Here is a 14,929-nt window from a genome sequence, read left to right as displayed (position 1 = left end):
ACGTCCCCGGCGGCACGCAAAAGCCTCCCGTATGGTGAGATCGGATTCGCTGGAACAGGCGGTCAGGAGACCTGGACGCTCTGCCGCACCCGCACCTGGGTCTCGCCGTCGCAGCGGTGCTGGGCGCAGAAGTACATGATCAGGATCGGCTTGGGCCGGTGCTCGATGACGTAGCCGACGAAGCCGAGCTGGTTGCCGCTGTTGCGGTCGCGCAGGGTGCCGTCGTAGCGGGTCGCGTCGCTGTTGCCCGCCCGGTCCGGGACCGGGGCCGTCACCTCGACCTCGCCCGGCAGCAGGCCCTCCAGCGTGGCCTTCGTCTGGTCGCGGGAGGCGTCCACGGCGAGCGTGTCGGACACCTGGACGTACACGCCGACGGCGCTCTCCGGGTCGTTCGTGATGACCGGGTTGACCTGCGACCAGTCGGCGCTGGCGCCGGAGACGAACATCGACTCGAACTCGGCGGCGCGGGGCGAGGCGAGCGCGAACAGGTCGGCGTGCGTGCGGGCGGTCCACGCGGCGGGATGCTCGAACGTGACCGGGGCGGCGGCGGTGTTCTCGAAGCGCACCCACGACTCGCCGCGCTGCATCACCACGATCATCACGACCAGCGCCAGGGCGGCGATCGCCGCGGTGATGGTGGCCGCCACGATGGGCAGCCTCCCGGGGCGGCGCCGGAGCCTCGTGGACGGGCCGGTCGGCGGCCCGCTCCCCGGCCCGGTGACCGGCCCGTGCCCGTACTGCACGCCGGGACGGGGACCGGAGTGCGGCCCCGAGTCGGCGCCGACGCCGTAGGGCAGTCCCTGTACGGAGCCCGTACCGTACTGCGGCCCGGAACCGGCGCCCGGGGAGTAGTGCGGGCCGGAACCCGGCCCTGCGCCCAGGCTGCCAGGACCCGCACCCGGGCCGGAAGGAGGGCCGACACCCGGGGCAGAAGCGGAGCCCACGCCCGGGCCGGACGCGGGACCCGGGCCCGGGCCGGAGTGGGGGCCCGAGCCCGCTCCCACTGGCGGCTCGGACCCGTAAGGGGCACCTGATCCGTACGGGCCGGGACCGTAGGCGGGACCCGTGCCGTAGTGCGGGCCGGAACCGCTGAGAGACCCCGGCCTGGCGGGCGGCGTGCCGGTGATGGCCCCGTGCAGCGCCTCGATGAACGCCGCGCAGGACGGGTAGCGCTGATCGGGCACCTTGGCCAGGGCCCGCATCATCACCCCGTCGACCTCCGGAGGCAGCTCGGGCCGGAGCTGCGTCAGCGGCACCGGCTGCTCGGCCAGGTGCGCCCAGAGCAGGGCGATGTCGTTGTCGCGTTGAAAAGGCAGCCGCCCGGACAGCCCCTCGTACACCACGCACGCCAGCGCGTACTGGTCGGCCCGGCCGTCGATGTGCTCCTTGTTGATCTGCTCGGGCGACATGTAGCGGGGCGTGCCGATGAACTGGTCGGTCTGCGTGAGCCCGGAGATGGACGTGCGGTGCTTGGTGATGCCGAAGTCGGTCAGGTAGACGTGGTCGCCCGCCAGCAGGATGTTGGCCGGTTTCACGTCGCGGTGGATCAGGTCGTGGGTGTGGGCGGCGTCGAGCGCGGCGGCCACCTGGGCGAAGATCCGGGTGCCCTGGTCGAGCGGGAGCGGCCCCCGGTCGTAGATGAACCGGCGCAGGTCGAGCCCGTCGACGTAGCGCATCGCGATGTAGAGCACCCCGTCGGCGTCGGCGTTGGCCTCGTAGATGGGGATGATGTTGGGGTGCTCGATGCTGGCGACGGTACGGGACTCCAGGATGAACCGCTGGCGGAAGCGGTCGTCGACGCTCAGCACCGGGTTGAGGATCTTCAGGGCGACCCGCCGGCTCAGCCTGGGGTCGAGGGCCAGGTAGACCACGGCCATGCCGCCCTTGCCGATGATGTCCTCGACGTAGTAGCCGGCCACCTCCTGACCGATGAGACCTCTGTCGTTCACGTGCATCACGACGTCTCGGCGGGCTGGCCGCAGTAGCCGCAGAACCGGTGGGCCTGGCCGAGCCGCATGCCGCAGGCGGTGCAGAACTTGACGGCCGGCTCCTGCGCGGTCAGCACCTGCTGCTGCTGCGGGACGGCCGGGAACTGCAGCGAACGGCGCACCATGACCGTCTGGTTGGCGCCCTCGTCGTAGCCCTGCTGGGGGACGAACGGCGGCAGGTGGTCGTCCGGCCGCTCCCCGCCCCGGTGACGCCGCCACAGCAGGAACGCGCCCGCGGCGGCGGCCACGAACAGCACGCTCGCCGCGGCGATGAACGGCCAGAGCGGCACCCCGCCGGAGGCCGGGGCCGCCGCCCGCTTGGTGCCCGCGTCCTCGGGGCCGCCCCGCTTGGCGAGCGCGATCTTGAGCAGGTCGGCGGCGACCACGTTGCCCGGGTAGAGCTCCAGGACGCGCTGGAAGCCCGGCGCGGCCTCGGTGTAGTACTTGGTGTGGTAGCGGGTCAGCGCGTTCTCGAAGGCGGAGTCGATCGCCCCCCGGCGCGGCGCGATCCCGGCCTTCGACAGCGTCGAGGTGATCTCCCGTACGCCGATCATCCTGGCGTCCTTGCCGCCGCCGATGAGCAGCCCGACGACGTGGCCGTCCTTGTCGCCGATGACGGGGGCGCCGATCATGCCGCGGTCGGCCAGGCCGCCCAGCTTGACGGGCTCGTCGGCCTTCTTCTCCGGGTCGGCGAACGGCCTGCCGGTCGCGCCCGCGCCGCCGCCCTTGCCCAGGTGGGCGATCTCCACGGTGGTGCGCACGTTCGGGCCGGGACGGCCGAGGAAACCGGCCACGCTGGTGGGCGCGCCCTCCTGGTCGGGCACCTTGTCGGCGAGCGGGGCCGTGGGCATGCCGACGCTGCCGACCGCGCGGGCGGTGGGCATCAGCACGGCGGGGGTGTCGGGGCCGGAGCCGGACCGCACCAGCTCGGCCTCGAAGCCGTCGGCGTCGGCGGGCGACACGTTGGGGAAGATCGTGATGTCGGTGGTGACGTCGATGATGCAGGTCGCGGTGGACCTCTTCGGCGGGTAGCAGTCCTTGAGGTGGCGGTCGAGGATCGGGTCGTCCAGCGAGTGGCGCTTGGCGTCCTGCGGGATCTTGACGTCGTGGTGCTCGGCGAACACCTTGTTGGCGGCCGTCACGGCGACGGCCTCCTCGTCGGTCTTGACCACCCGGGTGAGCGTGACGATCGCGCCGTCGGGGTTGACGACGATGCCGGTGCCCTCGCCGATGGGGAAGTCGTAGGAACGCTCGACGTGACGTAACTGGCTGACGTGGTCGAGAAGCGTGATCTCGACGTGGGAGACCGCCTCGACCCGCACCACGGCGGGGGTGACCAGGTCGGTGATGCCGCTCGGGTGCTCATGGGCCGCCGCGGGTATCGCGAGGAGAGCGACCGTCACCGCGACACCGCTTGTCAGCGCTGTGAGACGTGCCATCACCGCTCCCACACGAAGGGTTACAACCAGGGTCCCAATCACCTGTCGTAAGTCAATAGAGCCGCGTATGAAGAAGCGGTTGCAGTACTTCCCCCGACGTAAGAACCCCTCACGACGCCCTATCGCGCCACACCCGCCCGGCGTTACATCCCTTGAGAAATCACCCGAGCTCGGCAGGGTCGAAGCTGACGGGGAACGGCTTCGCCAGATCGGCGGTGGTCCCGGCCTTGTAGGCGGTCGGCGGGCCGTACTCGTCGCCGTCCAGCTCGTACACGTAGAGCGTGGGTCCCTCGTCGAGCTCCACCCGCCAGTAAACGGGAATCCCGGCCGCCGCGTATGCCTCCACTTTGAGGGCCCTGTCGCGTGCCTTGGTGCTCGGGCTGACGATCTCGACCGCGAGCAGCAGGTGCTCGGGCGAGAACATCAGCTCCACCTGCTCGGTGGACGCCATCGGCACCACGACCAGGTCTGGGATGAAGAAGTCCTTGTCGCTCACCCGCAGGTTCACCGTCGACAACGGCTCAAGCTCCGGAGGTGAGGCGTCGTCGAGGACCCGCTGGAGGCGGAAGATGACGCGCTGGTGGAGGGGGGTAGGGGCAGGGCTCACCAGTAGGCTCCCGTTGAAGAGCTCGTATCGGTTCCCGTCGTCGGGGAACTTGAGCAGGTCATCGACAGTGAACGGCGGCCTGCCCGGAAGAACCGTGCTCGTGGTCGTCGGTTCGCTCGTCGCCATGATGGTCACCCGCCCAGTATCGGGAATCCGGCCCTTTCCCACATGCTACTTACCCAGATTTCCTTACCTTCGGTAACCGGGCCGCCACGAAGAGGCGCCTTCCTTGACGGCGGTGTGGACGGCGCGGGCGAGCCGGGAGCCCCACTCCGAGCGCGGCCCGCAGAAGACCTCCTGTGGCCCCGAGTCAGGGACGGCCAGGCAGACGGCGTCGGAGGCGGTGCCCGTGCAGGGGTAGCCGGCTTCCAGCAGGGCCTGCGTCTTGGCCTCGGTCATGGTCATGACGGCGTTCACGAGGGCGGCGTCCGTCATCGCGACCGGGAGGATGGCGACGATGTTGACGGTGCCGGCCAGCGGGGCCAGCTCCGGGTCGGCCGCGCCCTCGGGGGCCGCCGCCCAGGTCGGGACCCGTAAGCCGACCGTGGCCACCGCCTCGGCCCCGCCGTCGACGGCGCGGGTGTAGCGGTCGACGGAGGCGGCCGTCATCATGCCGACCCCGTCACCGCCCGGCCCGAGCTCGGTCAGGTGCTCCACCGGGTCCATCCGCGAGTATCCGGCCACGACCTGGGCGTTCAGCACCCACGTACGCGGCCCGATGCCGCCGCCGAGCATCGCCGAGGAGATCATCCGCCAGCCCGGCCCGAACTCCCAGAGCAGCGATCCGAGCCGGTCGCCGTCCTCGACGCGGTAGCCGAGCTTCACGTCCCTCCTCTGACCAGGTGTACGACGGGCCGCCCGCCGGGGCCCGGCTCGATCATGACACGGGCGTCGAAGTGCTCGCCGACGAGGGGGCCGGTGAGCACGTCGGCGGGGGCGCCGCGGGCCACGGACCGGCCGCCGGCCAGCAGCAGGAGCGTGTCGGCGTACTGCCCGGCGAGCGTCAGGTCGTGCAGGGTGCTGATCACGGTGAGGCCGTCGGCGGTCCGCAGCCGGTCGACGAGTTCCAGCACCTGCTGCTGGTGGCCGAGGTCGAGCGCGGTGGTGGGCTCGTCGAGCAGCAGCACCGGCGCCTGCTGGGCGAGCGCGCGGGCGAGCACCACCCGCTGCCGCTCGCCGCCGGACAGCTCGCCGACCCGGCGGGCGGCGAAGGAGGTCAGTCCGAGCCGCGCCAGCACGCCCGCGGTGATCTCCCGGTCGCGGCGGCTCTCCCGTCCGAGGTAGGGGATGTACGGGGTACGTCCGAGCAGCGCGTAGTCGAAGACCGTCATGTCGGGCGGCAGGGCGGGCGTCTGCGGCGCGTAGGCGATCAGCCGGGCCCGTTCGCGGGGTTTGAGCCCGTGGCCGGGCCGCCCTTCGATGGCCACCTCCCCCTGGTGGTCGAGCACGCCCATGACGGCCTTGAGCAGCGTGGACTTGCCGGCGCCGTTGGGCCCGATGACCGCGAGCCACTCGCCCCGGTGCACGTGCAGGTCCACCCGGTGCAGCACGTCGCGCCCGCCGAGCCGTACCGACAGTGATTCGGCCCGGATCATGTCGCGGTCCCCCGCGTCATGCGCAGCACGGCCACGAAGAACGGCGCGCCGACGAACATGGTGACGACCCCGATGGGCAGCTCGGCGGGGGCGATGACGGTCCGCGCGAGCAGGTCGGCGAGGACCAGGAAGGTCGCGCCGCCGATCAGCGAGAGCGGCAGCACGCTGCGGTAGGAGCCGCCGGCGAGCCGCCGCACCACGTGCGGCACGACGATGCCGACGAACCCGATGAGCCCGCTGACCGCCACCGCGGCGGCGGTGGCCAGGGAGGCGGCCAGCAGCACCACGAACCGGACGCGGGCCGCCCGCACACCGAGCGCGCCGGCCTCCTCGTCGCCGACCGCGAGCACGTCCAGCATCCGCCCGTGCACCATCAGCACCGCCGCGGCGACGGCCGCGTACGGCAGGACAAGCCGGACCTGTTCCCAGCCGCCGCCGACGTCGCCCAGGATCCAGGAGTAGACGCGCCGCAGCTCCTCGACCCCGAGCTGCTGCACGAACGTCTGGACCGCGGTGAGGAACGAGGTGACGGCCACCCCGGCCAGCACCAGCGTCGCGGTGCCCCCGTTCCTCCCGGCGGCGCTGCCCAGCCCGTAGGCGAGGAAGACGCCACCGACGGCGCCGACGAACGCCGCGACGGGCGTGCTGGGCGCCGAGTCGGGCAGCAGCACGACGGCCACGGTGGTGGTCAGCCCGGCCCCGGCGGCGGCGCCCAGCAGGTACGGGTCGGCCAGCGGGTTGCGGAAGACGCCCTGGTATCCCGCCCCGGCCATGGCCAGCAGCCCGCCGACCACGGCCGCCAGCAGCACCCTGGGCAGCCGCAGCTCGTACAGCAGCCCCTGTTCGACGGGCGCCAGCCCGGAGTCGACGGACACCAGCGGCAGCCAGTCGGCGACCTGGAGGACGACCTGCCAGGGCGCGATGTCGGCGGCGCCGCCCAGCAGCCCGGCGATCATGACGGCGGCCAGCAGCGCCAGCCCCACGAGCAGCGCGCCCGGGCGGGCCCGGGCGGGCTTGACCTGCGCCACCGGGTCCTGCGCCCGCCCGGTGGCCTGCTCGGCGAGCACTACTCCGAGGCCGTCTTCGCCACCGCGTCACCGATGGCCTTCGCCAGGTCGACGACGCGCGGCCCCCAGCGGGAGGCGATGTCGTCGTCGAGCTCGATGACCCGGTCCTTCTTGACGGCGGTGAGGTTCTTCCAGCCGGGGCGCTGGGCCAGGGTCTCCTTGTTCTGCCGGCAGCACTTCACGTCGGCCAGGAAGATCAGGTCGGGGTCGGCCTGGGCGATGAACTCGGCCGACAGCTTGGGGTAGCCGCCCGCCGCGTCCGGTGCCTCGTCGGCGATGTTGGTCAGGCCGAAGAGGGCGTAGATCTGGCCGATGAACGTCTTGGACGTGAGCGAGTACGGGGTCTCGTCGAGCTCGTGGTAGTAGGTCAGGCCCTTCCCGGCGGCGGCCCCGGCGGCCAGCTCGTCCAGGGCGGTCTTCATGCCGTCGACCACCTCCTCGGCCTTGGCCAGGTTGCCGGTGGCGGTGCCGAGGTCGAGGATCTCCTGGTACGCCTCGTCGAGGGTTTCGGCGGCGGGCTCGTGCAGGACGGGGACGTTCACCTTGGTCAGCTCGGCGACCACGTGGTCGATGTCGTCGCTGACCACGACCAGGTCGGGCTTCTGGGCGACGATCGCCTCGACGTTCGGCTTGAAGCCGGACAGCTCGGTCCTGGGCGCCTCGGGCGGGTAGTTCGACTGGTCGTCGACCGCGATCACCTGGGGGCCGGCGCCGATGGCGAAGAGCGACTCGGTGTGGACGCTCGACAGGGAGACGATGCGCTCGGGCTTCTTCTCGATGGTGACCTTGCCGTTGGCGGCCTCCACCGTCACGGGGAAGCCGGCGCCGGTCTCGGTGGTGGCGGTCTGGCTGGTGGCGGGGGCGGGGTTGGCTGTCGTGCCGGTCTGGCCGCAGCCGGCCAGGAGCAGCGTTCCCAGCAGCGCGCCCGCGAGGGCCTTGCGTACGGGCCTCACGAGAGAGTCCTTTCACACTGTCGGAACCGAGAGACCCGCGATAAGCGACGGATCACCCTTTTCCACGAGGGATGATGACGTCACGCAGTGGCAGGCGACCTGGCTATGACAGTTGCGGGACAGCGCCGGACTCTCACCGGACTTCGCTGCGGCACTGCGCGTCGGACAAACGCTATCAATCCTCCTTTAGGCGTCGGCGTCAAGGGGTACGGAGCTGGATCTCCGCCTCCTCGATCACCTGCTGGAGGTGGAGGCCGCGGGCGGCGTCGAGCGGATGCCCGCCTTCCCGGACCGTGCGGGCGAACTCCTCGGCCACCAGGGGCAGCGGATCGCCGCCCGGGGTCAGCACCGCGGTGCCCTTCCTGCCGTACACGGCCGCGGTGGCGGGCGGCGGGTCGCCGGCCGCGGCCTGGGTCAGCGAGATCTCGCTGACCGCGCCGCCCTCGTGCTCCAGCAGCAGCCCGGTCCAGCGCAGCGGGTGGCCGTGGGCACGCACCCCGGTGATGCGGCCGAGCGCGGCGTCCATGAGGTCCAGCATGTGCGGCCCGGCGTCGAGCAGCGCGCCCCGCTCCAGCCGCCACGGGGTGGCGAACGGATGGTCGCCGGTGAGGACGCCGGAGATGTTCGCGGCGTGCCCGCCGAACGGCTCGATCTCACGGCACCGGTCAAGGAAGGCCCGAGTGCCCGCCGCGTACCGCAGGGTGAGCACGAGCTGGCTCGGCACGCCCGACTCGGCGACCGCGTCGGCGAGGCGGCGCGCGCTCGCCAGCGAGTCGCCGAGCGGTTTCTCCAGCAGCAGCGCCTTGCCCGCCCGCGCGGCCCGCACCGCGAGCTCCGCTTGGACCGCGGGCGGCACGCAGAACGCGAACGCCTCGCACGCGTCGAACAGCTCCTCCAGCCGCTCGTACACGGGCGCGCCGAGCCGCGCGGCCGACTCGGGCCTGCGCGCCCAGACGCCGGCCAGCCTGGTGTGCGGGCCCGCGGCCAGCATAGGCGCGTGCGCCATCTCGGCCCACGGTCCCGCTCCGACCAGCCCGACGGCCACCGGCTCCATCGTGATCCCTTTCCACGTGATCAGTCCCGATTCGTGACCCTACTCGGACACGCGCGATGACACGATGCCGTCATGATCACTTCCAACCGGCCTCTCGTGCCCTTCGTCGCGGGTGCCGTGGTCCTCCAGATTGCGTTATGGGCCGAAACGAGCCTGGCCGGCGTCTTCCTCGTGTTCCTGGACATGGATGGCCTCCTCGACGTGTTGCCGGTGATCCTGCTGGCAGGCCTGCTGGCGCTCCTGCTGCCGGTGCCGCTGGGCGTGCTGGTGGACCGGGTGGCACGCCGGTCGGCGCTGGTCTGGTCGGGAGTGGCCGGGGCGGTCGCGCTCGGCTCGCTCGTGCCCGCCGTCCTGACCGGCACGGTCACGCAGGTTCACCTCATGCTGGCGCTCGGGGCCGTGATGCTGGTGGCCTTCACGAGTGTGCTGTCGGTGGAGGCCTACCTCCCGGCGGTGACCGGGCGGGACCGGTTCGTGCCGGTGAACGCGCTGCTGTACGGGGTCGCCTCGGCGGGGGCGCTGATCTCCGCCGCAACCATGGGGCCGTTGTACACGCCGCTCGTAGTGACGGTGCTGGCGGTGCCCGCCGCGGGGTTCGTGGTCGCGGCGCTGCTGTTCCGGCAGGTGGACGTGGCCGAGGAGCCCGCACCGCCGCGGGCGGGGCTGTGGGGGGAGGCGGTGGAGGGGGTCCGGTTCACGCTGACGCATCCGCAGCTCCGGGCGATCGCCGTCTACCTTGTGGCGCTGTCGTTGCTGCAGCGGCTGATCGCCCGGCCAGCCGGGAGCGCGGAGGTCCTGGAGTCGATCGTCCTGCTGGCGCCCCTCGTAGGGGCGCTCGCCGCCGTCCTGTTGCACCGCCGCACGGAGGCACTCCGGCTGGCCTGGCTGGCCGTCGTGGTGACGTCGCCGTTCGCGCTGCTGTTCGCGTTCCCGTCCGGGGCCATCGGGTACACGCTCGGTGAGGCGCTGCCGCTGGCCGGAGCGGCGACGGCGGCGATCGCCCTGCTCAGCCACCGGCAGGTGATCACGCCGCCCCGGCTGCTCGGCCGCTCGGGCGGCACGCTGCTCACGCTCGTCGCCCTGGCTGCGATCCCCGGCGTCGTGCTGAAGGGTATGGCTGACCAGTATCTGGGCGATCTCGGTTCGTCGCTGGTGCCCGCGCCGGCCGCCGCCGGGGTGCTGGCGGCGGCGGTCCCGCTCATCAGATCGAGTCGGTACGAGCCTTCCAGCGACGTAGAGGAGGACACGCCGGCCGCGGGCTCCTGACGCCCGGTGCCGAGCAGGGCATGCCTGCCGCGGACACCCGGCTGCTTGAAGCGGCCTCGGAGCGGTGCCGGATGATGGGGTGATGGACGAGATGGTGCTGCTCCGCCACGGCGAGACGGAGTGGAGCAGGACGGGCAGGCACACCGGGCGGACCGACGTGCCGCTGACCCCGCGCGGCGAGGAGCAGGCCAAGGCCCTCATCCCGGTGCTCAGGGAGATCTCGTTCGGGCTCGTCCTGGTCTCGCCCGCGCAACGTGCCACCCGGACCGCCGACCTGGCCGGGCTTGGTTCGTACGAGGTCGACCCCGATCTGTGGGAGTGGGACTACGGCGGCTACGAGGGCGTCACCACCCCCGACATCAGGAAGGAGCGGCCGGGCTGGTACCTGTGGCGCGACGGCGTGCCCCCGGGCAAGACGCCGGGCGAGAGCGCCGCCGAGGTGGGCGCCCGCGCGGACCGGGTGATCGAGCGGGCCATGCAGACGGACGGGCGGGTGGCGCTGGTCGCGCACGGCCACCTGCTGCGCGTGCTCACCGCGCGCTGGCTGCGCCTGGACCCGGCCGACGGGCGGCTGTTCCGGCTGGACACCGGCACCTACTCCCGGCTGGCCTTCGAGCACGGCGAACCGGTGATCAGGACGTGGAACGCCCCGGCCGGCCGGCTCTGAGGTGCCAGAGGATCGACGGACACCCGGCCGGACGAGGCGCGACGCCGCCGTCTTCGGGCGGGGTGCGGGGAGCGACGGACGCCAGGCCGGACAGAGGCGCGACGTCCTTGGGCGGGAGCGGCGGGCGTCAGTAGGCTCCCTTGACCTCGACGATCTCGGCGAGGGGGAACTCCAGGTAGTCGCCCGCCTCCTCGCACCAGGCGTCCAGCGCGCCGCCGCGCAGCTCGCCGTGGCTGATGGTGGCGGTCAGGCCGTCGGTGAGTTTGATGCCCGCCCGGACGCCCCGGTCGACCACGAAGCCGAGCAGCGACTGCTGCGCGGTCGGCAGCCGGGTCGCCATCCGGCCGATGACGGCCCAGGTGCGGCCGTTGCGTTCGCCCGCCTGGCGGCTCTCGGCGATCAGGCGGCGGGCGTGCTCGTGCGGGTCGGGCGGCGGCTCGGCGATCAGCGGCCCGCCGGGCAGTTCGGCGTCGGGCAGTTCGGCCACCTGCCCGCCCGGCAGGAGGATGAGTTTGCCGCTGCGGGGCTCCTCGGCGCGGGTGCGCCGGATGGCGATCTCGCCGGTGTCGGCGACGGGTACGGGCGCGTACCCGGCCTCGCGGAGGGCGGCGAGGGTGCGCTCGGCGCCGGTGGCGGCGACCAGCACGGTGGGGGCGAGCAGCCGCAGCCCCAGCCTGGCCAGCCGCCGGTGGGCGGCGATCTCGGCCAGCAGCGCGGGGTCGGAGGCCTGCACGACGCAGCCGACCGTGGTGACGGTCACCTCGCCGTGGCGGCGGGCGACGTCGTGCACCAGGTACTCCAGCGGCTGCGGGATGGCGCCCACCCCGGACAGTTCCTCCAGCAGTTCGTCGGCGTCGTAGCCGCGGTCGAGGGCGCGGCGCACGCTCTCGGTGGTGAACCGCCACACCGAGGCCGCGCCCCGCGACTCGCGCTCGGCGACCCGGTCGAGCAGCTCGGCCAGCTCCGCCGACGGCGGGCCGGTCACCACCGCGGTGAGGTCGGGCCCGAACAGGGCGCTCCTGCGCACGCTGGCCAGCGCCCGGACGGACGCCTCCACCAGCGCGGGGTCGTGCTCGACCAGCGGGGCGGAGTCGTCGCTCTCGCCGCCCGCCTTGGCGGCCAGCCCGGCCAGCGCCCGGCCGAGGTCGGTGAGCGCGTCGTTGGCCACCAGGCCGAGCAGCCGGGACTCGTCGAGCACCGCCGAGGCGCACCGGTCGAGCAGGTCGGGGTCGGTCAGCGGGGCGTGCCAGCGCACGTTCGCCACCAGGCTGTCGCGGTCGGCGACGGCGGTGCCGGCGGGCAGCCGCAGCAGCGCCGCGAGCACGGCGTGGCGGATGCGGGCGATCGCGGCGCCGGCCTGCTCGTCGCCGAGGACCGTGCCGTACCGGCCGTCGATCTTACGGAGCGACGAGCGTTCCATCCGCCACCAGGCCGACAGCAGCACCCGCAGCCGGGCGGCGCTCTCGTCGAGCCGCCAGCGGTCGAACCGCTCGGTGGGCACCAGGCCGCCGGACTCCTCGTCCCAGGCGAGCAGCCGCGCCACCGCGCAGATCTCCAGCAGCAGCCGGGTCTCGTCCTCGTCGCAGCCGGTCTCCTTGGCGATCCTGCGCACCTCGCGCACGCCGACGCCGCCGGTCTTGAGCAGCGGCAGCGGTGTCTTGGAGGTGTTGTCGAGCAGGGCGGCGCAGCGCTCCACCACGTGCGGCGCGGCGAGCGTCATCAGGTGGTCGACCTCCTCGGGGTCGACGGGGATCACGGCCACTTCGGGCGGGTGCGGCGTGAACGGCGGGCGGAAGCCGGGGCCGCGCCGGCAGAGCGCCACCTCGCGCGGCATCTCGGCGACGTTCCAGCTCGACCGGTAGAGCAGGCCGTGGTCGGCCGCCCACTTCTCGGGCGTGCCGGTGGTGACGAACCTGCCGCCGTCGACGTCGCGTACGGGGCCGCGCCAGGCGAACTCGTCGAGCAGCGCGGCGGTGCCCTCGGGGGCGTGGCGCAGCAGCGCGGCCACGTGGTCGGGGTCGGCCAGGGCCGCGCTCACCCGGGCGACCGTGCGGCGCTTGCTGGCCTGGGGCGGCAGGCCGAGGTTCTGGGACAGGGCGCGCAGCGCGTCGCGGCTGATGGTCCACGAGTCGAGGTAGTGGCCGAGCGGTTCGCCGAGGCCGAGCGGCTCGCTCCAGTTTCGGGCCACCGCCTCGGCCAGGCGGATCTCGCCGTCGTCGGCGGGGCAGGCCAGCGCGTGGTCGTAGAGGTGGCCGAGCCAGCGGTCGACGTCGGCGCGCGGCGCCCCCAGGAACTCGGCCAGCCGGTCGGCGGTGGGCCGGGTGAGGACCAGGCAGGCCTCGGCGAGCTGCAGGCAGGGAAGGGGGAGGGTGCGCAGCGCCGCCATCACGGCGAAGCCGTTGGTGAGCCGCTGGGCCAGCGTGTCGAGCCGCCGGGGCCAGGGCGCGGCCAGGGCGTCAGGCCGGTGCGTCAGAACGCGGGCGAGCCTGTCTTCGTCGAGGGTCCGTAGCCAGCCGAGCAGGTGATCGTCCATCGTTCTGCACTTCCATGGGGTCGCGCGTGGAACTCACCGTGAGCCATGACCATCCACGGTAGTGCAGATCACTCCCGGTCAGGAGAGGACCGCCCACACGATCTTCCCGTGGGGCGAGAGCGCGGACCAGCCCCAGCGAAGGCTCAGTGAGTCGACGATGTGGAGACCCAGGCCGCCGGTGTCGAGAGGGCCAGAGTATCGCAGCGCGGGCACCGAGGAGCAGGGATCGGCGAAGGCGCTGGTGACCAGATTGCCGCGGCGCACCAGCGACATGTGCACGGGACCGAGCCCGCAGGGGTCGCCGGGGCGCAGGCCGTGCCGTAACGCGTTGGTGGCCAGCTCGGACACGACGAGCTGCATGTTCTCGGCCGGTTCGGTCAGGCCCCAGGCGGTGAGGACGCCGGCGGCGTAGCTGCGGGCGCAGTGGACGGATTGGGCGCTGGGAGGGAGCACGATCGTGGCGCTCGCGGCCGGCCCGGGTTCGAGGAGGTCGCTCGCCGCCTCCGGCCACCAGCCGACGGGGGGCCACCAGTCGAACGTGGTCCACTGGCCGGCTGCCGTGGTGGATTGCACATTGATCATTGTGCGCCAAACTCTCGTGCAGTTGCAAGAGCGAATGCACGTGCAGACACCGCGTGCATTCGCTACGGTTTCCCCAAAAGGTCAATCTGGTGGGAAAGGGGATCTTGGCCGCGGCCCATGATCTTTCGGCCGTGAAGTGACAGACTGAGTGCCAAGGAAACGACCAAGGAGCACCACGTGTCCATCGATCCGCCCGGTTCCGCTTCGACCGTACGGCGCATCATGCTCGGTGCGAGCCTGCGGCGCCTGCGCGAGAAGCGCGGGCTCACGCGCGACCAGGCCGGATTCCACATCCGCGCCTCCGAGTCCAAGATCAGCAGGATGGAGCTCGGGCGCGTCGGATTCAAGACACGTGATGTCGAGGACTTGCTCACGCTCTACGGCGTCGTCGACGATGCCGAACGCCGTGCTCTTCTGGAGATGGTCCGAGAGGCCAACACTCCCGGCTGGTGGCAGAACTACTCGCAGGAACTTCCGAGCTGGTTCACCACCTACGTGGGGCTGGAAGAGGCCGCGAGCATGATCCGTACGTACGAGGTGCAGTTCGTGCCCGGCCTGCTGCAGACGGCCGCGTACGCGCGATCGGTGATCCAGCTCGGCAATCCCGACGTGCCCGACGAAGGAATCGAACGCCGCGTGCATCTGCGCATGCAGCGGCAGGAGCGCTTCACCAAGAACGACGGCCCCCGGCTCTGGGCGGTCATCGACGAGGCGACGCTCAAGCGGACCATCGGCGGGCGCAAGGTGATGGCCGAGCAGCTCCGCCATCTGCTGGAGGTCGCCGCCCTGCCCAACATCACCCTTCAGGTGATGCCCTTCAGGTACGGCATGCACGCCGCTGAGGGAGGCGCTTTCAGCATCTTGCGGTTTCCCGAGTCCGACCTGTCGGACGTCGTCTACGTCGAACAGCTCTGGGGTGCCCTGTACCTGGACAAGCGCGAGGACATCGACCCGTACCTCACGGCCATGGAGCAGCTGTGCGTGGAGAGCACCACGCCCGGGGGCACCGTCGAGCTCATCGGCGGACTTCTCAGAAAGATGTAGATGAATCAGACCTATAACGGCATGCCCGCAGGCGACCTGTCCGGTACTACATTCACAGATCTTGGCGTTCGGCTGCGTAACTGCCTGTAGTAGGTCCATCGTCATGCTGTGACCTGTTCTCTCACCTACGATCT

13 protein-coding genes and 1 riboswitch are annotated in these 14,929 nt (G+C 72.1%); of the genes, 3 read left to right on the top strand and 10 right to left on the bottom strand.

Going from position 1 to position 14,929, the window contains the following annotated elements; translation table 11 throughout:
• Positions 1-62 precede the first annotated feature (62 nt).
• The 8 genes from AB0J42_RS27635 to AB0J42_RS27600 form a co-directional block, all read right to left on the bottom strand.
• Positions 63-1,955 (bottom strand): serine/threonine-protein kinase, encoded by a 1,893-nt coding sequence (locus tag AB0J42_RS27635; protein WP_364299365.1) that lies wholly within the window; start codon positions 1,953-1,955, stop codon positions 63-65.
• Positions 1,955-3,427, bottom strand: a complete 1,473-nt coding sequence (locus AB0J42_RS27630) for a S1C family serine protease (protein ID WP_364299363.1) — start codon at positions 3,425-3,427, stop codon at positions 1,955-1,957. The genes AB0J42_RS27635 and AB0J42_RS27630 overlap by 1 nt, the downstream gene beginning before the upstream one ends.
• A gap of 160 nt (positions 3,428-3,587) precedes the next feature.
• Complete coding sequence (locus tag AB0J42_RS27625) at positions 3,588-4,160, bottom strand: Uma2 family endonuclease (RefSeq protein WP_364299361.1); 573 nt, start codon at positions 4,158-4,160, stop codon at positions 3,588-3,590.
• A 63-nt stretch (positions 4,161-4,223) separates the two neighbouring features.
• Positions 4,224-4,859, bottom strand: coding sequence for an adenosylcobinamide amidohydrolase (locus tag AB0J42_RS27620; protein ID WP_364299359.1), 636 nt, complete (start codon positions 4,857-4,859; stop codon positions 4,224-4,226).
• Positions 4,856-5,629 carry an ABC transporter ATP-binding protein gene (locus tag AB0J42_RS27615; RefSeq protein ID WP_364299357.1) on the bottom strand — a complete coding sequence of 258 codons (774 nt, stop codon included), beginning with the start codon at positions 5,627-5,629 and terminating at the stop codon, positions 4,856-4,858. The genes AB0J42_RS27620 and AB0J42_RS27615 overlap by 4 nt, the downstream gene beginning before the upstream one ends.
• Positions 5,626-6,657 (bottom strand): iron ABC transporter permease, encoded by a 1,032-nt coding sequence (locus AB0J42_RS27610; RefSeq protein WP_364299481.1) that lies wholly within the window; start codon positions 6,655-6,657, stop codon positions 5,626-5,628. The genes AB0J42_RS27615 and AB0J42_RS27610 overlap by 4 nt, the downstream gene beginning before the upstream one ends.
• A 38-nt stretch (positions 6,658-6,695) precedes the next feature.
• Positions 6,696-7,649, bottom strand: coding sequence for an ABC transporter substrate-binding protein (locus AB0J42_RS27605; protein ID WP_364299355.1), 954 nt, complete (start codon positions 7,647-7,649; stop codon positions 6,696-6,698).
• Between the two features lie 71 nt (positions 7,650-7,720).
• A riboswitch (cobalamin riboswitch) is annotated at positions 7,721-7,844 on the bottom strand.
• Between the two features lie 4 nt (positions 7,845-7,848).
• Positions 7,849-8,703 carry a Gfo/Idh/MocA family oxidoreductase gene (locus tag AB0J42_RS27600; RefSeq protein ID WP_364299353.1) on the bottom strand — a complete coding sequence of 285 codons (855 nt, stop codon included), beginning with the start codon at positions 8,701-8,703 and terminating at the stop codon, positions 7,849-7,851.
• Positions 8,704-8,775: 72 nt separating this feature from the next.
• Between AB0J42_RS27600 and AB0J42_RS27595 the strand changes: the two genes are divergently transcribed.
• Together AB0J42_RS27595 and AB0J42_RS27590 are read left to right on the top strand one after the other, a co-directional pair.
• Positions 8,776-9,969, top strand: coding sequence for a hypothetical protein (locus tag AB0J42_RS27595; RefSeq protein ID WP_364299351.1), 1,194 nt, complete (start codon positions 8,776-8,778; stop codon positions 9,967-9,969).
• Between the two features lie 82 nt (positions 9,970-10,051).
• Positions 10,052-10,636 carry a histidine phosphatase family protein gene (locus AB0J42_RS27590; RefSeq protein WP_364299349.1) on the top strand — a complete coding sequence of 195 codons (585 nt, stop codon included), beginning with the start codon at positions 10,052-10,054 and terminating at the stop codon, positions 10,634-10,636.
• Positions 10,637-10,763: 127 nt separating this feature from the next.
• Here the strand turns inward: AB0J42_RS27590 and AB0J42_RS27585 are convergent, their stop codons facing one another.
• Both AB0J42_RS27585 and AB0J42_RS27580 read right to left on the bottom strand, forming a co-directional pair.
• A complete protein-coding gene (locus tag AB0J42_RS27585; RefSeq protein WP_364299347.1) occupies positions 10,764-13,169 on the bottom strand; it encodes a helicase-associated domain-containing protein in 2,406 nt (801 codons plus the stop codon).
• A gap of 78 nt (positions 13,170-13,247) precedes the next feature.
• Positions 13,248-13,751 (bottom strand): ATP-binding protein, encoded by a 504-nt coding sequence (locus AB0J42_RS27580; RefSeq protein ID WP_364299345.1) that lies wholly within the window; start codon positions 13,749-13,751, stop codon positions 13,248-13,250.
• A 222-nt stretch (positions 13,752-13,973) separates the two neighbouring features.
• Between AB0J42_RS27580 and AB0J42_RS27575 the strand changes: the two genes are divergently transcribed.
• Positions 13,974-14,795 (top strand): helix-turn-helix transcriptional regulator, encoded by an 822-nt coding sequence (locus AB0J42_RS27575; protein ID WP_364299479.1) that lies wholly within the window; start codon positions 13,974-13,976, stop codon positions 14,793-14,795.
• Positions 14,796-14,929: the final 134 nt, after the last annotated feature.

The organism is Nonomuraea sp. NPDC049649 (genome assembly GCF_040675175.1).
Taxonomy (GTDB): Bacteria; Actinomycetota; Actinomycetes; order Streptosporangiales; family Streptosporangiaceae; genus Nonomuraea.
This window is presented reverse-complemented; position numbering and strand designations above follow the sequence as displayed.